The 20,351-nt window shown below is 69.9% G+C and carries 15 protein-coding genes; 8 read left to right on the top strand and 7 right to left on the bottom strand.

Annotated features, from left to right (window positions below; translation table 11 throughout):
• Positions 1 to 147: 147 nt before the first annotated feature.
• Positions 148 to 2,466 carry a SulP family inorganic anion transporter gene (locus IEY55_RS02490; protein WP_189053469.1) on the bottom strand — a complete coding sequence of 773 codons (2,319 nt, stop codon included), beginning with the start codon at positions 2,464 to 2,466 and terminating at the stop codon, positions 148 to 150.
• A gap of 105 nt (positions 2,467 to 2,571) precedes the next feature.
• The gene (locus IEY55_RS32475) at positions 2,572 to 2,706 is read right to left on the bottom strand and encodes a hypothetical protein (protein WP_268239269.1); all 135 of its coding nucleotides are present in this window, start codon (positions 2,704 to 2,706) and stop codon (positions 2,572 to 2,574) included.
• Positions 2,707 to 3,585: 879 nt separating this feature from the next.
• On the opposite strand from IEY55_RS32475, the gene IEY55_RS02485 reads away from it, so the two are divergent.
• The 3 genes from IEY55_RS02485 to IEY55_RS02475 all read left to right on the top strand — a co-directional run bounded on the left by IEY55_RS02485 (position 3,586) and on the right by IEY55_RS02475 (position 6,103).
• A complete protein-coding gene (locus tag IEY55_RS02485) occupies positions 3,586 to 4,251 on the top strand; it encodes a DedA family protein (RefSeq protein ID WP_229685904.1) in 666 nt (221 codons plus the stop codon).
• Between the two features lie 165 nt (positions 4,252 to 4,416).
• Complete coding sequence (locus IEY55_RS02480; RefSeq protein ID WP_189053467.1) at positions 4,417 to 5,307, top strand: sigma-70 family RNA polymerase sigma factor; 891 nt, start codon at positions 4,417 to 4,419, stop codon at positions 5,305 to 5,307.
• Positions 5,308 to 5,350: 43 nt separating this feature from the next.
• Positions 5,351 to 6,103 carry an IclR family transcriptional regulator gene (locus IEY55_RS02475; RefSeq protein ID WP_189053465.1) on the top strand — a complete coding sequence of 251 codons (753 nt, stop codon included), beginning with the start codon at positions 5,351 to 5,353 and terminating at the stop codon, positions 6,101 to 6,103.
• Between the two features lie 123 nt (positions 6,104 to 6,226).
• Here IEY55_RS02475 and IEY55_RS02470 read toward each other — a convergent pair whose 3' ends face one another.
• Positions 6,227 to 6,847: an SACE_7040 family transcriptional regulator gene (locus tag IEY55_RS02470; RefSeq protein ID WP_189054191.1), complete on the bottom strand. Its 621-nt coding sequence runs from the start codon at positions 6,845 to 6,847 to the stop codon at positions 6,227 to 6,229.
• Between the two features lie 232 nt (positions 6,848 to 7,079).
• On the opposite strand from IEY55_RS02470, the gene IEY55_RS02465 reads away from it, so the two are divergent.
• From IEY55_RS02465 to IEY55_RS02455, 3 genes are read left to right on the top strand one after another with little or no spacing between them, the layout of a single operon-like run.
• A complete protein-coding gene (locus IEY55_RS02465) occupies positions 7,080 to 8,693 on the top strand; it encodes a carboxyl transferase domain-containing protein (RefSeq protein ID WP_189053463.1) in 1,614 nt (537 codons plus the stop codon).
• 5 nt (positions 8,694 to 8,698) lie between these two features.
• Positions 8,699 to 10,678: an acetyl-CoA carboxylase biotin carboxylase subunit gene (locus IEY55_RS02460; RefSeq protein ID WP_189053461.1), complete on the top strand. Its 1,980-nt coding sequence runs from the start codon at positions 8,699 to 8,701 to the stop codon at positions 10,676 to 10,678.
• Positions 10,679 to 10,702: 24 nt separating this feature from the next.
• Complete coding sequence (locus IEY55_RS02455) at positions 10,703 to 11,854, top strand: acyl-CoA dehydrogenase family protein (protein ID WP_189054189.1); 1,152 nt, start codon at positions 10,703 to 10,705, stop codon at positions 11,852 to 11,854.
• Between the two features lie 329 nt (positions 11,855 to 12,183).
• Here the strand turns inward: IEY55_RS02455 and IEY55_RS02450 are convergent, their stop codons facing one another.
• The 3 genes from IEY55_RS02450 to IEY55_RS02440 form a co-directional block, all read right to left on the bottom strand.
• A complete protein-coding gene (locus IEY55_RS02450; protein WP_189053459.1) occupies positions 12,184 to 13,149 on the bottom strand; it encodes a PrsW family intramembrane metalloprotease in 966 nt (321 codons plus the stop codon).
• A complete protein-coding gene (locus IEY55_RS02445; protein WP_189053457.1) occupies positions 13,146 to 13,685 on the bottom strand; it encodes a hypothetical protein in 540 nt (179 codons plus the stop codon). The genes IEY55_RS02450 and IEY55_RS02445 overlap by 4 nt, the downstream gene beginning before the upstream one ends.
• A gap of 126 nt (positions 13,686 to 13,811) precedes the next feature.
• Positions 13,812 to 14,483 carry a hypothetical protein gene (locus tag IEY55_RS02440; RefSeq protein ID WP_189053455.1) on the bottom strand — a complete coding sequence of 224 codons (672 nt, stop codon included), beginning with the start codon at positions 14,481 to 14,483 and terminating at the stop codon, positions 13,812 to 13,814.
• A 953-nt stretch (positions 14,484 to 15,436) separates the two neighbouring features.
• On the opposite strand from IEY55_RS02440, the gene IEY55_RS02435 reads away from it, so the two are divergent.
• The gene (locus IEY55_RS02435) at positions 15,437 to 16,654 is read left to right on the top strand and encodes a cytochrome P450 (protein ID WP_189053453.1); all 1,218 of its coding nucleotides are present in this window, start codon (positions 15,437 to 15,439) and stop codon (positions 16,652 to 16,654) included.
• A gap of 4 nt (positions 16,655 to 16,658) precedes the next feature.
• Here IEY55_RS02435 and IEY55_RS02430 read toward each other — a convergent pair whose 3' ends face one another.
• Complete coding sequence (locus tag IEY55_RS02430; protein WP_189053451.1) at positions 16,659 to 17,690, bottom strand: hypothetical protein; 1,032 nt, start codon at positions 17,688 to 17,690, stop codon at positions 16,659 to 16,661.
• Between the two features lie 316 nt (positions 17,691 to 18,006).
• Here IEY55_RS02430 and IEY55_RS02425 point away from each other — a divergent pair, with 316 nt between their 5' ends.
• Positions 18,007 to 20,334 carry a chitinase C-terminal domain-containing protein gene (locus tag IEY55_RS02425; RefSeq protein ID WP_189053449.1) on the top strand — a complete coding sequence of 776 codons (2,328 nt, stop codon included), beginning with the start codon at positions 18,007 to 18,009 and terminating at the stop codon, positions 20,332 to 20,334.
• Positions 20,335 to 20,351: the final 17 nt, after the last annotated feature.

Here is a 20,351-nt window from a genome sequence, read left to right as displayed (position 1 = left end):
TGCCAGCACCGGCATCCGTGGTTGCGGAACTGTTTCCCGCGCATGGTGTTCCGCACGCGGGCAGCTCGGCACCGGGTCTACGACCGGTGTCGGCGAGCCGGGACGCCGGTGGGCCGCCGGACCTCGGCGGCCCACCGGCGGCGTCGACTACGGCAGCGCCACGTCCTGGATCGGCGACAGCCGAGCGGTGTCGGCGTCGACGAGGTAGATGCGGGCGGCCGAGATGTCGAAGTACATGCCCACCAACCGGAGCCGGCCCTGGTCGATCGCCATCCGTACGCCGGGGTAGGTACGCAGGTTGTCCAGCTGCTGCACCACGTTGGCCAAACACAGTCGTTCCAACACCGGAAGGTCGTGCGGCGCGACCTTCGCCAGCGGCCGCAACGCGTCGTCGTGGAAGCGGATCAGGCTCGCCTCGGCGTGCCGCAACCAACCGGCCAGGTGGGAGTTCGCGTTGGCGCCACCCCCGAGCAGCGCCTTCATCGCGCCGCAGTCGGAGTGCCCGCACACGACCACCGTGCGCACTTCCAGCACGCCGACCGCGTACTCCACGGCCGCCCCCACCGAGTCGTCGGTCGCGTCATCGGCCCGCGGAACGAGGTTGCCGACGTTGCGGACGCAGAACAGGTCCCCGGGACCGCTGGTGGTGATGAGATTGGGCACCACGCGGGAGTCGGCGCAGGTGATGAACAGCTGCGCCGGCTGCTGCCCCTTTGCCGCCAGCTCCGCCAGGAACGGCCGCACCAGCGGTGCGCTGCGCCGCTCGAACTCGTGGATGCCCCGCCACATCGGGTTGTCGTCGGCCGACGGGAGGGGAATGTGGTCGTCCGCCGGAACTTCCTCGACCTGCCGCTGCTGCCAGTGCGACCACGGCGCGAACCACCTCGGCAGCGGGTTGGGCAGCGAGCGCCGGTTTCCCGGATTGCCTCGGGTAGCCCGGTGGTACCAGGTGTCGTGTACCTCCTCGACGTCCACCCGGCCGCCGCGCCGCTCGTAACCCATCCGCCAGTCGTGCAGGGCGTCGAAGGCCGCGTGGTCCATGAAGTCGACGTGCAGCTCGAGCAACACCCGCCGGCACTCAGGGATCCGGCGCAGCTCCCGCACCAGCCGGCCCACCGACAGGAACACCAGCGAGCCACGCACCACCAGCACCCAGCCGTCCGCGCCGCGGTCCTCGGCGTGGAACGTGGCGTGCGTGAGCCGGTACAACGCGAGGAGCACGGCGACCACGACGCCGAGCAGCACGCCCGTCAACAGGTCGATGAACACGACGCCGAGCAGGGTCGTGGCGTAGACCGGCAGCTCCCGGTGCCGCCACAGCAACCGCATGTGGGCCAGGCTGACCAGCCGGACACCGATCACGACCAGCACGCCGGCCAGCGCGCTCAGCGGGATGAGCCGCACCACGCCAGCCAGGAAGAGCACGAAGAGCGCGACCCAGACACCGTGCATGACGGTCGAGGCACGGGTGCGTGCGCCCGCGGCCACGTTGGTCGAGCTGCGCACGATCACCCCGGTCACCGGGAGACCGCCGAGCGCACCCGCGGTCATGTTCGCCACACCCTGCGCGGTCAGCTCGCGGTCCAGGTCCGCGCGCGGCCCGTTGTGCTTCTTGTCCACCGCGACCGCCGACAGCAGCGACTCCACGCTCGCCACCACCGCGACCGTGAACACCGCGACCATCACACCGAGCACCGGACCGCTCGGCAGCTCCGGGAAGACCAGCCCGGACAGCGGGTCGTCCGGCAGGAACACCCGCGGCACGTCCAGGGAGAGCACGACGGACATCGCCGTCGCGGCGCTCACCGCGACCAGCGGGGCCGGCACGGCCGAGACACGGGGCAGCCGGGGCCACACCACGAGCAGCCCGATCGTGACCGCACCGACCAGCACCGCGGCGTCGTGGTGCCCGACCAGCTGTGCCGGGAGGTCGCGCAGGTTGGCCAGCACCGAGTCCTGCGGTTCGCCGCCGAGCACCACGTGCAGCTGGCTCATGGCGATGACGACGCCGATACCGGCCAGCATGCCGTGCACCACGGCGGGGGAGAGGGAGAGCGCGGCCCGGCCGACCCGGGTCAGCCCGAGTACCAGCTGCACGGCACCCGCCGCCAGCGTGATGGCCGCGGTGGCGGGCCAGCCGTACTGCGCCACCAGACCGGCCACGATCACGGTGAGGCCGGCGGCGGGGCCGGTCACCTGCAGCGGCGCTCCGCCCAGCAGGCCGGCGACGATGCCGCCGACCACGGCCGAGACCAGACCGGCCAGCAGCGGTGCGCCGGAGGCGGCGGCGATGCCCAGCGACAGCGGCACCGCGACCAGGAAGACCACCAGCGAGGCAGGAAGGTCGTAGCGCAGCACCGTGCGCAACCTGGCGAGGCCGGCGCCGTTGCCCGCCGACCCGGCTCGGGGAGGATCCGCGGTGGTGTGGCGCTGTTCGCGCGGTCGGGGGATGTTTCGCGTCGACATGCGTCCTCCTGGGAACGAGAGGCGAGCGGGACCACCCGGGCCTGGGCCGGGTAGGGAAGAGCCGGCCGGTGCTGCCGGCCGGGAGATCTGCTGCCGCGCTGGCCGCTAGGCGGTGCGCGTCACTGTGCTGGGCGCGATGCGGCTCGCCCGCAACCGTTCGGGGGGACGCCACCGTGGGTCCCGCACTCCGGCGCTGAAGGCGTCGAGCTCCTGCTCGGCCTCGGCGCGGTCCCTGGCCATCCGGCACCTCCGTGTCGTTGGTCGGCCTGTCCGCGTCGGGGATCCGTGGGGGAAATGCCCGTCTTGCCCCAATCTTTGCGGAGCACCGGTGGTCTGGCCGGGGTGATCATCCTGTCGTGTAAGAGATTTCACCCGCTGCAGGTGTTAACCCGTGGGCTTGTCACATTCGGTAGTCGTCGGTGGGGGGTGCGGATCAATGGTGCGCGACCGTTGATCAATTGGCCCGCCCCTTCCGGCGCGCTCTCTCGACCGTTCTGGTCGTGGCGGCCGGGTTGTCGCGCTCCGCCGGCCTGCTCTTTCGTGGCCACTGTTGACTTGCGTGGTCAAGCGTCGTGGCTGGCGGCCGAGCTGCAGTTGGGTTCGGTCCCGTCACCTGCCGTTCGCTTTTCCTTTACCTGACGGCAATTTCGCATGACAACTCAAAGTCGTCCAACAGGCGGTCCACAGTGGAATTGGGTCGCACGTGATCCGGTCCGGCAGTCCTGGCCGGTGTCCCGCGTGACTGCCGCGCGCACACCGCGGCGCACTGTCCGATCTCCCCGGAGCCAGAAGGCACGTGGTGGACCACGGAACGACGTTGCTGGTGCTCGCGGTGAGGACGAGGCGCAGACGAACGCACCGGCGAACCAAGAGCCGACTCGTGTCGGGCCCATCAGCTCGCCGCTATTTCGCGAACAGGAGCCAGAAGGAACCACCCCTGTGCGCCACGCCACTCCGTCACGATCTGGGTCGGTGACGCCACGGATGCGCATCAGACCGTGGGTTGACGGGCAACCGTCCCGGGAGCCGATCCGGGCGCACGCCGCAGCCCGCTACGGTGACACGGCTTCGAGTGATCGCCGAGGGCGCGTGGAAGGGCCGCGCGGAGGGGGAGAACACGTGGAACTGGTGACCAGCGCCCTCGAGCACCTCCAGAGCCTGCCCAAACCAGCGGTGGTCGCGGCGGCCGGCGCGCTGGCATTCGGCGAGTGCACCCTCGGCCTCGGCTTCCTGGTGCCGGGTGAGGTGGGCCTGCTCATCGCGGCCGCGGCCGTCACCGACCGGCCGACCTTCGCGATCATGGTCCTGGTGGTGGCGGTGTGCGCGGCCGCCGGTGACTCCGTCGGCTACCTCCTCGGCCGCCGGCTCGGCCCGCGGATGCGGGACAGCAAGCCGGTCCGCAAGCTCGGCCAGGAGCACTGGGACCGGGCCGGGGATCTGCTGCGACGACACGGCGGCCGGGCCGTGTTCTTCGCCCGCTTCCTGCCCGTCGTCCGCACCCTGACCCCCGCCGCGGCCGGGGTCTCCGGCCTGCCCTACCGCCGGTTCCTGCCCGCCTCGCTGCTGGGGGCGCTCGGGTGGGCGGCGCTGCACATCGGGATCGGTGCCGCCGCCGGTGCCTCGGCGAAGTACATCGAAAAGGCGCTCAACCGCGCGAGCTGGGCCGCGGTCGTGCTGCTCGCACTCGTCGCCGTGGTGGTTTTCCTGGTCAGGCGGCGGCGGACGGCCCGAGCCGACCGCGCCGAGCAGGGGGCCGACCGGGAGCTGGAACGCACCGGACGCTGAAGCGCTTCAGCCCGGCCACACGGAGTAGCCGAAAAAATTTCCATTACTCGGAAAAGTACCAGGTCACACCATTGCCCTAGGCCGTTTGGAGTGTTAGCAAGGAACCCTACTGCCGGGTAGGAAGCCGCCGTACCGGCGAACGTGATCCCAACACCGGGAGGCCGGGTGGACCACGAGCTGTCGACCGAACGAGTCGATCACGACGCGGTGGGCGACGGCGACCTGCTCGATCGGGTGCGTCGCGGTGACGGCGACGCCTATGCCGAGCTGTACCGCAGACACGTCGCGGCGGTGCGGCAACGTGCCCGATGGGTCGCCGCGGACGACACCGAGACCGACGACCTGACCAGCGAGACCTTCGCCCGGACGCTGCGCGCCCTGGCCGGCGGTCTAGGGCCGCGCACCGGCACCCGCTCCTACCTGATGACGGTGCTGCGCCGGGTCGCCGCCGAATGGCGGGAGCGGCGCCGCGACGTCCCCGTGCCCGACCACGCGCTGGTGCACGCCGGCGGGACCCCGGAGGGCCCCGACACCCGGCGCGCGGATCGGGAGCTGGTCGCCGAGGCGTTCACCACGCTGCCCCGGCGCTGGCAGGAGGTGTTGTGGCAGCTGGAGGTCGAGGGCAGGCCGGTGTCGGAGGTGGCCACCCGGCTCGGGCTGTCCGCCACCGCGCTGTCCACCCTCGCCTGGCGAGCGCGCGGCCGGCTGCGGGAGAACTACCTGCGGGCACACCTACCCGCGACGAGCGGCGGCTGCGTGCCCGTCGTCGACCGGCTCGGTGCGTACCTGCTGGGAAGGTTGGGGGAGCGGCATCGTGACGCCGTGGACGAGCACCTTCTCCGCTGCGTGCGTTGCCGGGACTTGCTGGGCGAGCTGCGCAAGGACAGCGCGCCCGTGCAAGGGCTGCGCGGTTCGGCCACCCCGGCCGGCGCGTCCGGCGTGCCCGCCCCACGGCGCGGCACCGCCCGGCCGCCGGCGGCCCGAACCGCGGTAGCCGACCCCCTGACCGCCCACCCCGGGCCGGCCCTGGCGGCCGCGGCCGGGCCGAGACCGTGACCGCGCGACGGGTTCCCCGTCGGGCGAGCACATAGGTATCACTGTGTCCGGGTCCTCTGCCCCCATTGAGTCAGCCAGCCGGGCGCTCCGGCTGCTGCGCCTGTTCACGACCTGGCGGCCGGTACGGCTGTCCGAGGTCAGCGTCGCGTTGAACCTGCCCGCATCGACCACCCACCGCCTGCTCGTCACGCTGCAGGCCGAGGGCTACGTGCTCCGCTCCAGCGGCACCCGGCGGTACTTCGCCGGCCCCGCGCTGCTCGAGCTGGGGTGGTTGCTCGACGACGGCCCGCTGCGCGTGGCCGCCACCCCCCACCTGCGCCGGCTGGTCGAGGAGTACGGCGAGTGCGCGCAGCTCGTGGCGTTGCGCGGCACCTCCATCGAGGTGCTGGAAGCCGTCGACTCCCCGCGCCAGGTGCGGGTGGGACGGCCCGCCGGACGCCGGCTGCCCGCGCACGCCGTCTCCGGCGGCAAGGCGATGCTCGCCCTGTTGCCCGAAGAGGTGTTGTTGCGGCTCTACCCCGAAGAGCGGCTCTCCCCCGGCCGCACCCGCACGGACCTGCGCGCCGAGCTGTCCGAGGTGCGGGTGCGCGGATACGGAGCCAACCGCTCGGAGGCCGAGCCGGGCATCCACGGGGTGGGCGTCGCCATCGTCGACCACCACGGGCGCAGCCGCGGCGCCCTGGTGATGTCGGCCCCGGCGGCGCGCCTCCCGACCGGCGACTTCCCCGTGGTCGCCCAAGCCCTCACCAAGGCGGCGCAGGAGATCACCGCCGAGCTCGCCGCCCGGGAGACCTAGCCGCTGCCGCGGAGCGCCGAGAAAGGCTTCGCGGGGCGACCTCGCTCCGAGGCGTGATCATGTCGTCCGTCCCCGGGACGGACCGGCCGGGATGTCTCGGAGGGTGTCGCGTGCGCTACGAGGTCAGCGCCGCTGGGCCTCGCTCGCCGTCGGGGAGAGGCCGGTGAGGGATCCGGGGGTGGTCAGCGCCGCCATCGCCATGCGTTGCAGCAGGACCGCCATCGCGTCCCGGTCCAGGTGCTTGCTGTGCGGGGTGGAGTTGAGCAGGCCGAAGACGCCGTGCGCGGCCGCCCGCGCGGTCGGTTCGTCGGTGCTCGGTACCGCCTTGCGGATGACCTCGACCCAGACCTCGACGTACTGGCGCTGCAGGGTTCGTACCCGGCGCTGGTCGGCCTCGGTCAGGTTGGCCAGGTTCCGCTCGTGGACGGTGATCAGCGCCCGGTTGTCCAGCGCGAAGTCGACGTGCCAGCGGACCAGCTCGGCCAGCGCGCTGGCCGCGTCGGCGGCGTCGTCCACCCGCTGCTGGCCGCCGGCGAGGAGCTTCTCGCTGATGTCGGTCAGCATCTCCCCGAGCATGGCGTCCTTGCTGCGGAAGTGCCGGTAGAGACCGGGGCCGGAGATGCCGACCGCGGAGCCGATGTCGTCGATGCCGACGCCGTGGAAGCCGCGCTGCGCGAACAGCTCGGCCGCCGCGGCCAGGATCTGCTCGCGGCGCGTGGACCGGCGCGGGGCCGGGCTGGGCATCGACTCGCTGGTCACCCCGCCATGCTAGCCCGTAGTTAGCCGCCGTTAACCCCGCTCCCACCCCTCGGAACCGGTCAACCTCCCGGCCGGGGTTTGCCGGCAGCACCCTCCCCCGGCACCGTCGGGTTACCGGTGAGTTGGGGTGGACGACCGGGTTAGCCGGCGTTAACATCGGGCGTGGAGTTAACGACCGCTAACACGCCTGTGTGAACCCGGGAGCCGCGACCCCGTGATGGATGCGCCAGTCCTGCGCAGCTCGGCCGACCCGCGCGCGGAGAGCTTCCGCCGCTCCACCGCCGAGCACGCCGCACTCGTCGCCGACCTCCGCGACCAGCTCGCCACCGCCCGCCTCGGCGGCCCGGAGCGGGCCCGGCAGCGGCACGTCGGGCGGGGCAAGCTGCTGCCCCGGGACCGGGTCGACGCCCTGGTCGACCCCGGCTCGCCGTTCCTGGAGCTGTCCCCGCTGGCCGCCTACGGCATGTACGACGGGGAAGCACCGGCCGCCGGCATCATCACCGGCGTCGGCCGGGTGTCCGGCCGCCAATGCGTCATCGTCGCCAACGACGCCACCGTCAAGGGCGGCACGTACTACCCGGTCACCGTCAAGAAGCACCTGCGCGCCCAGGAAGTCGCGCTGCACAACAACTTGCCGTGCATCTACCTGGTCGACTCCGGCGGGGCCTTCCTGCCGCGCCAGGACGAGGTCTTCCCGGACCGCGAGCACTTCGGCCGCATCTTCTACAACCAGGCCACCATGTCCGCCCGCGGCGTTCCGCAGATCGCCGCCGTGCTGGGGTCGTGCACCGCGGGCGGCGCCTACGTCCCGGCGATGAGCGACGAAGCGGTGATCGTCCGCAACCAGGGCACCATCTTCCTGGGCGGCCCGCCGTTGGTGAAGGCCGCCACCGGTGAGGTGGTCAGCGCCGAGGAGCTGGGCGGCGGCGAGCTGCACTCCCGCACCTCCGGGGTCACCGACCATCTCGCCGACGACGATGCGCACGCCCTGCAGATCGTCCGCTCAATCGTCGACACCCTCGGCCCACGCCCGTCGAGGCCGTGGCAGGTCGAGCCCACCGAGGAACCGGCGGTGGACCCGGGCGAGCTGTACGGCGTGGTGCCCACCGACTCGCGCACCCCCTACGACGTGCGCGAGGTCATCGCACGCATCGTCGACGGCTCGCGCTTCCACGAGTTCAAGCGGGATTACGGCCCGACGCTGGTGACCGGTTTCGCGCGGATTCACGGCCATCCTGTGGGGATCGTAGCGAACAACGGGATCCTGTTCGGCGAGTCCGCTCTCAAGGGCGCGCACTTCGTCGAGCTGTGCGACCAGCGCTCGGTCCCGTTGGCGTTCCTCCAGAACATCACCGGCTTCATGGTCGGCCGCGAGTATGAAGCCGGTGGAATCGCCAAGCACGGCGCGAAGATGGTCACGGCTGTTGCCTGCGCCCGGGTCCCGAAACTCACGGTCATCATCGGCGGTTCCTTCGGTGCCGGGAACTACTCGATGTGCGGCAGGGCGTACTCCCCGCGGTTCCTCTGGATGTGGCCGAACGCCCGCATCTCGGTGATGGGCGGGGAACAGGCCGCCTCGGTGCTGTCCACCGTACGGCGCGACCAGCTGGAAACCCGCGGCGAGGACTGGCCAGCCGAGGCCGAGGAGGAGTTCAGGCGGCCCATCCGCGAGCAGTACGAGCGTCAGGGCCACCCGTACTACTCGACCGCCAGGCTCTGGGACGACGGGGTGATCGACCCGCTCGACACCCGCACCGTCCTCGGCCTGGCGTTGTCGGCGGCGGCGAACGCGCCCCTGGAACCCGTCCGCTACGGCGTCTTCCGGATGTGAGAGGCATGTTCGACACGGTTCTCGTGGCCAACCGGGGCGAGATCGCCGTCCGGATCGTCACCACCCTGCGACGGATGGGGATTCGCTCCGTCGCCGTCCACAGCGACGCCGACGCCGATGCCCGTCACGTGCGGGAAGCGGATGTCGCGGTCCGGATCGGCCCGGCCGCCGCACGCGAGAGCTACCTGGCCATCGACCGGATCCTCGATGCCGCAACGCTTTCCGGAGCGCAGGCCATCCACCCCGGCTACGGATTCCTGGCCGAGAACGCCGCCTTCGCGCGCGCCTGCGCCGAGGCCGGCCTGGTGTTCATCGGCCCACCGCCCGACGCCATCGAGGCGATGGGCGACAAGATCCGGGCGAAGCAGACGGTGAGCGCGGCCGGTGTGCCGGTCGTGCCGGGACGAAGCGAGCCCGGCCTGACCGACAGCGACCTCGTCGCGGCCGCGAAGGAGATCGGCTTTCCCATTCTGCTCAAGCCTTCCGCGGGTGGCGGCGGCAAGGGCATGCGGCTGGTCACCGAGGCCGGCCAGCTCGCGGACGCCATCTCCGGCGCCCGGCGGGAAGCGGCGTCCGCCTTCGGTGACGACACGTTGCTGGTCGAGCGGTTCGTGCAGCACCCGCGCCACATCGAGGTCCAGGTCATCGCCGACGCGTACGGCAACCTCGTGCACCTCGGTGAACGCGAGTGCAGCCTCCAGCGGCGCCACCAGAAGATCATCGAAGAGGCACCGTCGCCCCTGATCGACGAGGAAACGCGCGAACGCATGGGTGGCGCCGCACTCGACGCGGCACGCTCGGTCGGTTACGTCGGAGCCGGCACGGTCGAGTACATCGTCAGCGCCGACTCTCCGGACGAGTACTTCTTCATGGAGATGAACACTCGTCTCCAGGTCGAACACCCCGTGACCGAACTGGTGACCGGCCTCGACCTGGTCGAGCTCCAGATCCGGGTGGCCGCCGGCGAGCCCCTTCCGCTGGCGCAGCGGGACATTCGGCTCACCGGGCACGCCGTCGAGGCCCGAATCTACGCCGAGGACCCGGCCCGCGGCTTCCTGCCCACGGGCGGCCGCGTCCTCCAGCTCCGCGAGCCCACCGGGGTCCGCGTCGATTCCGGTCTTCGCCAGGGCCAGCGCGTCAGCAGCGACTACGACCCGATGCTGGCCAAGTACATCGCCCACGCGGCCACCCGTGACGACGCGTTGCGCAGGCTCCGGGACGCACTCGGCCGTACCCAGATCCTCGGTGTCACCACGAACATTCCCTTCCTCCGGACACTGCTGGCCGATGCGGACGTGATGACCGGGCGACTCGACACCGGACTGGTCGAACGCAGGCTGGACGCCCTGGTCACGGTGGACGTCCCCGACGAGGTTCTGGCGACGGCCGCGCTCGAACGACTCCTCGCCCTGGAGCCGGCCGGGACCACCGTCGACCCCTGGGACATCCCGGGCGGGTGGCGGGTCGGGGAACCGGCGTGGGCGAGCTGGCGGATCTCCGTGGCCGGGCGCGACCCAGTCGAGGTGCGGGTGCGGGGACGCGCGGCGGACGCCGAGGTCGTCGTCGCCGACGGCGGACCGGAGCAGGCCCGCATCGAGCGCGTGGGCGAGGACCTGGCCGTGACGTACCGGGGCCGCATCCGCCGGTACGCATGCGCCCACGACGGGATCGTCACCTGGCTCGCGGCGGGCGGCCGGGCATGGGCGTTGACCGAGACCGGACGGCTGGCCGCGGCCCGGCACGAGACCACCGCGCAGGGCGGGCCGGTGACCAGCCCGATGCCCGGGACGGTGCTCGTGGTGAAGGCGGCCGAAGGAGAGTCCGTGGTCGCCGGGCAGCCGCTGTTGATCGTGGAGGCGATGAAGATGGAGCACACCCTCACCGCCCCCGTCGACGGTGTCGTCACCGAGCTGCGCGTCCGGGCCGGCCAATCGGTCGGGCTGGACGAACCCCTGGCAGTCATCGTCCCCCACGAGGGGGCGTGAAGACGTGGGAGCGTGGGAGCAACGATGCTGGACCACCGGTTGAGCGAGGAGCACGAGGCACTCCGCAAGACGGTCGAGGAGTTCGCCCGCGAGGAGGTCGCGCCGGTCATCGGCGAGTTCTACGAGCGGAGCGAGTTCCCGTACGAGATCGTGCGGAAGATGGGTCGGATGGGCTTGTTCGGCCTGCCGTTCCCGGAGGAGCACGGCGGCATGGGCGGCGACTACTTCGCGCTCTGTCTCGCACTGGAGGAGCTCGCCAGGGTCGACTCGTCGGTGGCCATCACCCTGGAGGCCGGCGTCTCGCTCGGCGCAATGCCCATCCACCGCTTCGGCACCGGGGAACAGAAGCGGCGGTGGCTGCCCGAGCTGTGCGCGGGGGAACGGCTGGCCGCGTTCGGCCTTACCGAACCCGGCAGCGGCTCGGATGCCAGCGGCATGCGCACGAGCGCCCGGCTCGACGGCGACGAGTGGGTCATCAACGGCACCAAGGCGTTCATCACGAACTCCGGAACCGCCATGACCTCGCTGGTCAACGTGGCGGCGGTGACCGGCCGGACACCCGACGGTCGCAAGGAGATCTCGACCATCATCGTGCCCGCCGGAACACCGGGCTTCACCGTTTCCAAGAAGTACTCGAAGGTTGGGTGGAACGCGTCCGACACCCGGGAACTGTCCTTTGCGGACTGTCGGGTACCGGCGGAAAACCTGCTCGGCGAGCGCGGTCGCGGCTATGCCCAGTTCCTGCAGACCCTCGACGAGGGACGGGTGGCCATCGCGGCGCTGTCGGTCGGCCTGGCCCAGGGTTGCGTGGACGAGTCGGTTCGTTACGCCAGGGAGCGGGAGGCATTCGGCCACAAGATCGGCGAGTTCCAGGCCATCCAGTTCAAGATCTCCGACATGGAGGTGCGGGCACACACCGCGCGACTGGCTTACTACCATGCTGCGGCGAAGATGCTGCGGGGCGAGGTATTCAAGAAGGAGGCTGCCATCGCCAAGCTGGTGTCCTCCAACGCCGCCATGGACAACGCGCGCGAAGCGACCCAGATCTTCGGCGGCTACGGCTTCATGAACGAGTACCCGGTGGGACGGTTCTACCGGGACGCCAAGATTCTGGAGATCGGTGAGGGCACCAGTGAGGTGCAACGCATGCTCATCGCCCGCCAACTTGGCCTGTAGTTGTCGGCGACTCGGGGTGGCATCGGTCTGAGGTGCTCGGCCGATCCCACCCCCGAAGTCCATGCCCTCCCCTGCGTTGAGCAGGTACCGCAGGACGCGGTAGACGCCGCACAAGGTGAATCGCGCGTGACCGACGGCAGGACAGAGCAGGACAGGCTCAGTCGAGGGTCGCAAGCTTCCGCTTCAGAGCCCGTACCTGGTTCCGTACAACCTCGACCTCGGGTGCGTGTGGATCTCCGCTTCGGTCACGAACGATCGCCACCTGAAGCTGCGCCGTGTGCAGTTGCCGGACGAGCTTGCGACGCTGGCGTCCGAACCGCCGAGCCACCTTACGGCGTGACCGCAGCGTGCGGAGTGCGGTGACCTCCGCCTCGGTGATGACGTCCGGCGGCTCGTCCCGGACCGTCGCGGCGAACCACTGGAAGTCCCGGCGGGCGCCGTACCGGTAGGCCAGCACGAAGAACGCGATGACCACGGCGAGCTTGAGGGGGAGCGTCAGCAGCCCGCCAAGCGTGCCCGGCAGGGCGATCTCCCCGGCGTTCCACAGGAAGTGCACACCCCAGCCGGCCAGGTACAGCCCGGCCGCCACCAGGAGGCGGCGGGGGCCAGGACCGGTCGGTCTGGGTGATCGCGTAACCCAGTCCCAAGCCCACGATGCCGCTGTAGAGGGTGTGGCTGCCCACGCCGATCATGAACCGGATCAGGGTGACCCCCAGCGCCCCTTCGACGTCGGAGTTCGGGTTTTCCAGTGCACCGTTGAACGCGTAGGTGAGGTTTTCCACCACCTGGAAGCCCAATCCGCACATCGCCCCGTAGATCAGGCCGTCGAGCGGGCGCTGCACGTGTTTGGCGCTGATGAGCAGGACGGCGATCACGCCGAGGCCCTTGAGCCACTCCTCCGTGGTGGGTCCGACGAGCGCGGGACCCCATGCGGTGACGAACTGCGGTCCGGTGACCTTGCCGATCAGAGTGAGAAGCGCGTCGTTGGCGCTGATGGCGAGCCCGGTCGCGGCAAAGGCGCCCCACACGAAAGCCGCGACCAACAACGCCCCCGGCTCCTTCTCGAAGGCGTCGAGCGCCCGGATGACGAGTACGAACACCACGGCGAGAACGGTGTTGGGCACCAGCCACACCCAGAACGCGCCCGGCGCTATCGCGGTCGGTACGAGCAGCGAGGAAAAACCGAAGGTGAACAGTCCAAGAGCGATGAGGAGCACGTAGGCCCACAACCCCCAGCGGCGCGGGTGCCAGAACGCGTGGGTGGAGGAGGACGGCACGGTGGCGGGTGAGCTCATTGCGTCACCTCCACGGTGTCGACAACCTGCCGCACGTCGTCCCGGGTGTGCTCCCACTGCCCAGGTGGCCCAGAAAGCTGGACGCCGTAAGCGGTGCCACCGGGGCGGCCCACCAGGTAGATCTCGCCGGTGCGGGACCCGCGCAGCTCACCGTGCAGCCCGGGGAGACCGGTGGGGGTGACGTAGTCACCGGTGCGGCACACGTTGACTTCCCGCTCGCTGAGCAGGATCGTGCGCGCCTGTCGGTTGAACCAGCGCTCCAGGTCGGTGACGTTGCTGACGACCTTGATCGTCACCGTGGCCCGGTCCCGGGCGAGGGTGAGGGAACGGGCACCGGAACGCGCCGTGACCTGCCAGCCGGCGAGCGGATCGAGCTCGCCCACGATCTGGCCGCCGTACGGATCGGTCAGCGTCTCACGGTGACCGGGTTCGACCACGGGTGCGGCAACGCTGGCGTTGACCCACACCGGGACGACCAGCATCGCGACGCTGGCGATCACCAGGCCGAGGGCGGGGAGGAAGGTTCCGCGTTCCACGCGGACGATGATCCGCTGCCATTGGATCTCTGCAACTCGGAACGGTCGTGCGCAGGCGTGGCGGCCGGGCTTCGGGTGGCGCTCGGAGCGGTCCGGTCGTCCCGAACGCCACCCTCGCCCGATGGCTCACAGCAGGCTGACGGGAGCCTGCGCCATGACGAGCTCCTCGTTCCTCGTGGAGATCCCACCGTCAACCCTGTCGAAGATGCTCGTCACGGTGCCTTCGGTCACCAGCGAGAGCACTTGCTGGCGGGACGGGAGGTCGGGCTCGACAGCCTTGGGCGTGATCCTCGCCGTGACGGTCACGTTGGCGTTGATCGCCTCTGCCGGCCTGATGCCACTCGTGGCCATGCTCTTGGCGATCTCCTCGACCGGAGCTCGGACGGGCACGGGTACGGGCAGCTCCGGGGGCTCGGGAATCTCGACTCCGCGCACGACGATCTCTTGGTCCACCTGGACGCCGTCGGAACCCTGACAGGTGACCTTCATCTCGCTCTCGACCGCGTTCCCCACCGGCTTGGCCACTGCTCCGTCCAGCTTGCAGGCCCGGCCGGTGACGGTGTTGGTGACCTCGGCTATCGCCACGTCGGTCGGCAAGCCGATGGGCAGGTCGATCGGCGGGTCGATCACGGTGCCGCACCTGACCTCGAGGACCATGGTGATCGGGTCAGCGTCGCTGAGGATCTCCGGGTCCTCCGAGGTACACGTCAGTAGGTCGACAGGCGGCTGCGGTATGGGGGTCGGTACCGGCGCGAGTGGGGGTAGCTGCGTCGACATGGCTGCCGGTGCCGTGCTCACGAGCGCGAGCGGAAGCGCCGCACCGATCGACACAAGTCGTCTCAGTATGGGTTGAACTGTCGACATTCCGCGGTCCTTTCTCCAATGGTGGACACCGCCACGGTTGGGGAACGCGTTCACCGACGGAGGGCCAGCGCCGGCCCACACGTGTCCGTCGGTTGGCTGTTCCGGTGTGCGTCTACAGTGGATGACTCACCACAGCCCGCAACCGGGCGACCGCGAAAAGGTCTTACCCGGCGCCAGAATCTGGCGCACAACGTGGTGATCTCGGCCGGATGTACTCCTCGGTAGCGTGGGTATCACACGGGATGGAGAGGCGTTCTGTGACTGAGTGCGTGCGTGGAGGTTGCTGTCGCGGATACTTGAGGCTTAGTTGCGTACACGTTCGAGTGGATCCCGGCTGTTAGTGCCGGACCGCAATCCGGATTCATCAGGTAATCGCCACGATCACCCGAGAGGTTGACCCGTGGTCCCTGTGGGTTCGCAAGCCCGACGACCTGGGTCGCCAGGCTCGGCCGAGACGCCGTGTTGCTCCACAACGGACTGGCTGGGCACCGTGCGCGTGGTCCGGGCCGGGCAGACAGCGGACGGATGCCTCGCCGGGACACAGGAAGCCCAGCACCGGTCGTTCCGCGTCGCGCACGTCAACACGGTCAACAGCGTGGCAACCTACGCTCGGCGCGGCTGGGAAGCCCATGGGGGAGCCGGGCAGGACATCCGCCGGCATCAGCCCTGTCGGCCACCACACGGCCCCGCTCGTCGACAACAACGACCCGGCTGGCCCCTTGACCGACGAGCGCCGGGTTTCGTACGCACCCTCTCTGGCCCGGGTGGTTCTGTCTCCAGGAGCAGTGCATGCCCGCCAAATGCGTCTACCGGGCCTCATTTTCCGGCGGGAACATGGGTGTTTGCCGCCGTGGCGGGAACCCGCAGCTCCCGCCGGAAGGACGACCATGTCGACAGCAGCGCAGACCTCGTCATCGTCGGGAAACGTTCCCTTCCTCGACGTCACCGCATCCGGGTTCACCTTCGACCGCCCCCAGGTGGCCGTGGCACGGGAGCAGAACTGGTGGGCGGAGACACCCGTCGGGCCCCTCGTGCTCCGGTATGCCGAGGTCCAGGAGCTGCTCCGGGACTCCCGACTGGTCCAGAACGGTCGTGCTTTCCTCGAACGGAACGACGTCACCGGTGGACTCGTCCACGACTGGTTCGTTCAGTTGATCCTGCACCGGCACGGTGTGGACCACGCTCGCCTGCGCCAGCTCGTGAGCAAGTCGTTCACACCGCGCGTGTCCAGGGAACTCCGCCCGTTCATCCGAACCGCGGCCGAGCGGCTGGCGGAGCGCCTGGCAACCACCGACGTCTGCGACTTCGTCGACATGTTCGCCGATCCGTTGCCGGTGACGGTCATGTGTCGTCTACTCGGCGTACCTGCCGAGGACTACGACACCTTCCGGCGCTGGAGCAGCAACATCGGCCTGGTGTTCGGGCTCGACCACGACCGTGGGCTTCTTCCCCGCGTCGAGGAGTCGGTGACGGGTCTCTACGGCTACGTTGCGGAGCTGGTCAGGCGACGGGAGGACGAGCCGAAGGACGACCTGATCTCCGATCTCCTTCGGGCGCAACGGGACGAGAACACCATCAGCACTGACGAACTGCTCAACCTCGTCGTCACCCTGATCTTCGCCGCGCACGACACCACGCGACACCAGCTGGCCCACGCCATGGTCGCGTTCAGCAAGTACCCGGAGCAGTGGGCGGTGCTGCGGGAGCGGCCCGAACTGGCGGCACAGACGGTCGAGGAGGTCATGCGTTGGTGCCCGTCGGTGCCGGTGATCTTCCGGGTTGCCGCCCAGGACGTCGACTACCACGGGTTGCACCTTCCGGCCGGGACCTTTCTCATGCTGTGCGTGCAGTCGGCACAGCGTGACCCGCGGGTCTTCGCGGACGGCGACGCATTCGACATCACCGTCACCCGCGAGGCGGCCCACCTCACCTTCGGCGCGGGTCCGCACTTCTGCCTCGGCGCCGCGACGGCACGCACCGAACTCGCCGAAGCGCTGCCGGCCCTCGCCTCCCGCCTCGGCCCACCGACGATCGCCGGCCCGGTGACCTGGCGTCACCCCATCGGGGTCAGCGGCCCGGACGCCCTACCCCTCCGCTTCGGCTGAGTGGCTACGAGCCCGCTGTGGGAGCGGTCAACTGATGGCGTAGCCGGTCGGCCTCGGCGGTGAGCAGCCCGAGGAGGATCAGGTCGACCAGCACGCCACCCACCGCGGCGAACTGCGCCTCGGCGAACTGGAAGACCTGGGTGACGAGGAGGGACACCAGCACGGCCAGCTGGAACGTCTGCATGGCGCCCAGCGGGTCGCGGCGCAGCCGCAACAACCCCTGCACGATGAACACCGCCGACACCACGCTGCCCCCGAGCACCCCGTGGAAGCTCAGGGTTGTGCCTCCCTCGGTCCCTCGGGCCTCGTCCACCGCGATCGCGAGCGCGGCCACAACCTGTAGAACCAGCAACACCAACACCCCGAGCCGCACGGTGCGGCGACGGGCAAGCCTGCGGAACGTGCGTCGTAGCCATGCCTTGGCCGTCAGCACCGGTGCGGGAAGCTCCAGGTCATTGGCGGGGCATATGGTCAACAGGGCGGCCACCTGCTCTCGGCACGGATCCGCGCCAGCGGCCCGGAGCTGGGCATCGGCCTCGCCCCGGCGGCGCGGCGACAACCCGCCGGCCACGCCCTCGACCGCGTGGTCGACGGCATTCGCCAGGTGCTCCCGGGGATCCAGCGGCCGGCGGTTGTGCAGCATGTGCACCGTCAGCACCACCGCGGCGAACACCACGTACATGATCGCGGCGGAGGGCCGGTAGAAGTAGTTGTTGTCCCGGGTGACGAACTTGCCCACCTCGTCGATGAACAGCCCGAAACCGATGCCGCCCAGCACCGCCGCGGCGGGCCGCACGACCGGGCCGACGTAGGACAGCAACAACACCAGCGCCACCAGCATGAGGAGCCCGCCCGGCAGGACGTGCGCGATGTGCAACGTGCGGCCCCCGACCTGCGGGTAGCCGGCGAGGTGCAGGTAGCCGCGGGTGATGAGCACCGTGCTGACCCCGGAAACCACGAATGCGTCGAGGTGGGTGTTGGCGTGGGCGTTGCGGACCAGACCGAGTCGCAACAGTCGGGGGGAGCGGCGGCGCATGCCACAAAGGTAGCCGGGAGCCGGACCCGGCGTACGCCTTCTGGTCTAGACCTATTGACGTGAAGGTCTAGACCTCTTACGGTCGCCGCACCACGGCGTCGTGGCACGGGTCACGCGCGACGCCGTGCCCCTGCAGGATCTCCCCGGTCGACAGGCGGTCGCGCGGCCCGCTCAATCCCTGCTTCGCGCCTGCCCGGCGGCCGGGCGCGGGCCACCCGTGGCAACGCGGGGCGGGCGTGGGCGAGGGCCATCGGGCCGGTGGCCGCCCGCGACCGCCGGTGGGGTGCGGGCCCCGCAGGACACCGGAGGTCGACCAGTGACCAGACGCGTTATTCCCCTGCTATCCCTGCTCGGCCTGTTAGCCGGGCTGCTCGTGGTCGGCGCGACCGGCCGCTCCCAGGCGGCCCACCACGAGCAGTGCCGGCCGGACGGGTTGTACCGCACGCCCGGCGTCGCGGTGCCCTACTGCGACATCTACGACACCGAGGGCCGGGAGCGGATGAGCTCCGCGCGCCGCGTGATCGGTTACTTCACCGGGTGGCGGCACGGCAAGAACGGGCAGCCGGCCTACCTGGTCAACAACGTCCCGTGGAACAAGCTCACCCACATCAACTACGCCTTCGCCCATGTCGGCCCGGACAACGAGGTTTCCGTCGGCACCACCAACCCGAACAACCCCGCGACCGGGATGGAGTGGCCCACCGTTCCGGGGGCCGAGATGGACCCGAGCCTGCCCTTCAAGGGGCATTTCAACCTGCTGAACAAGTTCAAGAAGCAGCACCCCGACGTCAAGACGCTCATCTCGGTCGGTGGCTGGGCCGAGACCGGGGGCTACCTGGACGACAACGGCGACCGGGTTGCCAGCGGCGGCTTCTACAGCATGACCACGAACGCCAACAACAGCGTCAACACCGCGGGCATCAACACCTTCGCCGACTCCGTCGTCTCCTTCCTGCGCACCTACGGCTTCGACGGCGTCGACATCGACTACGAATACCCGACGTCGATGAAGGATGCGGGCAACCCCCTCGACTGGAACATCGCGAACCCCCGACGCGCGGGGCTCATGCGGAGCTACGTCGAGCTGATGAAGACGTTGCGGGAGAAGCTGGACGCCGCCAGCGCGACCGACGGCAGGTACTACATGCTCACTGTTGCAGCTCCGTCCTCCGGCTACCTGCTGCGCGGCATGGAGCACTTCCAGGTATTCCAGTACCTGGACTACATCAACATCATGTCGTATGACCTGCACGGTGCCTGGAACGAGTTCGTGGGCCCGAACGCGGCGCTCTACGACGACGGCAACGACGCCGAGCTGAAGCACTGGAACGTCTACGACACCCCGCAGTACGGCGGGATCGGATACTTGAACACCGACTGGGCCGCGCACTACTTCCGTGGCGGCGTCCAGGCGGGCCGCATCAACATCGGCCTGCCCTACTACACCCGCGGCTGGCGCAACGTCACCGGTGGCACCAACGGACTGTGGGGCGAGGCGGTCGGCAGTGAATGCCCGAACGGCCTGGCCACGTGCGGTGACGGTGCACGCGGCATCGACAACATCTGGCACGACATCGAGGACGGCACGGAGGTCGGCGCCGGCTCCAACCCGATGTGGCACGCCAAGAACCTGGAGAGGGGGATCGCCGGAAGTTACCTGAGGTCCTACGGGCTCGACCCGGACAACGACCCCGAGGACCGGCTGACCGGAACCTACGCCCGGCACTACGACACCACCCTCGTCGCGCCCTGGCTCTGGAACAACGACAAGAAGGTGTTCCTGTCCACCGAGGATGAGCAGTCCCTGGCGACGAAGGTCGAGTACGTGGTGGACACCGGGCTCGGCGGCGTCATGTTCTGGGAGCTCGCCGGCGACTTCGCCTGGGACGACGGCAGGGGTGAGTACTTCATGGGCTCCACCCTGACCACGAGGCTCTACGACTCCTTTCGCACCGCCACGCCGTACAACACCAGGCGCGCCAACCGAACGATGCCGTACGACACCCTCGACGTCCGATTCGAACTCACCGGATTCGCCCTGGGTGACAACAACTATCCGATCAGTCCGAAACTGCGGATCACCAACAACTCCCAGCAGACACTGCCGGGCGGAACCGAGATCCAGTTCGACTATCCGACGGCCGCACCGGCCAACATGGCGCAGCAGTCCGGATGGAGCCTCTCGGTGATCAGCAGCGACCACACCGGGCCGAACCGGGGCGGCCTGAAGGGAGACTTTCACCGGGTCGCGTTGCGCCTGCCCAACTGGCAGACCCTCGCACCCGGGCAGTCCACCGAGGTCCAGCTCACCTACTACCTGCCGATCTCCGGGCCGGCGAACTACACCGTGTCCTCCGGGGGAAGGACCTATGCGGTGCAGCAGGATCTGGGCCGACAAACGGCTGGTGGCACGCCGACCAACACCACGACCCCGACCAGCACGACGGCGACGACGACCGCCACGACGACCACGACCCCACCGCCGGTTTGCCATGCGCCGGCGTGGGACCGCACCGAGGTGTACACCGCCGGTGACACCGTCTCGCACAAGAGCCACGCGTGGCGTGCGAAGTGGTGGACCCAGGGCGAGGAGCCCGGCACCACAGATGAGTGGGGCGTCTGGGAGGACCTCGGCCCCTGCTGAGCACGACCGGGCGCGGG

The sequence above is a fragment of the Longimycelium tulufanense genome (assembly GCF_014645795.1).
Lineage (GTDB): Bacteria > Actinomycetota > Actinomycetes > Mycobacteriales > Pseudonocardiaceae > Longimycelium > Longimycelium tulufanense.
Note: the sequence above shows the minus strand (reverse complement) of the source record. Positions and strands in the feature narration are given on the sequence as shown.

Coding starts and splice junctions, on each gene's coding strand:
- IEY55_RS02430 (WP_189053451.1), bottom strand. CDS start 17,690: ATGCGCCGCCGCTCCCCCCGACTGTTGCGACTCGGTCTGGTCCGCAAC.
- IEY55_RS02465 (WP_189053463.1), top strand. CDS start 7,080: ATGGATGCGCCAGTCCTGCGCAGCTCGGCCGACCCGCGCGCGGAGAGC.
- IEY55_RS02435 (WP_189053453.1), top strand. CDS start 15,437: ATGTCGACAGCAGCGCAGACCTCGTCATCGTCGGGAAACGTTCCCTTC.
- IEY55_RS32475 (WP_268239269.1), bottom strand. CDS start 2,706: ATGGCCAGGGACCGCGCCGAGGCCGAGCAGGAGCTCGACGCCTTCAGC.
- IEY55_RS02460 (WP_189053461.1), top strand. CDS start 8,699: ATGTTCGACACGGTTCTCGTGGCCAACCGGGGCGAGATCGCCGTCCGG.
- IEY55_RS02455 (WP_189054189.1), top strand. CDS start 10,703: ATGCTGGACCACCGGTTGAGCGAGGAGCACGAGGCACTCCGCAAGACG.
- IEY55_RS02490 (WP_189053469.1), bottom strand. CDS start 2,466: ATGTCGACGCGAAACATCCCCCGACCGCGCGAACAGCGCCACACCACC.
- IEY55_RS02450 (WP_189053459.1), bottom strand. CDS start 13,149: ATGAGCTCACCCGCCACCGTGCCGTCCTCCTCCACCCACGCGTTCTGG.
- IEY55_RS02470 (WP_189054191.1), bottom strand. CDS start 6,847: ATGCCCAGCCCGGCCCCGCGCCGGTCCACGCGCCGCGAGCAGATCCTG.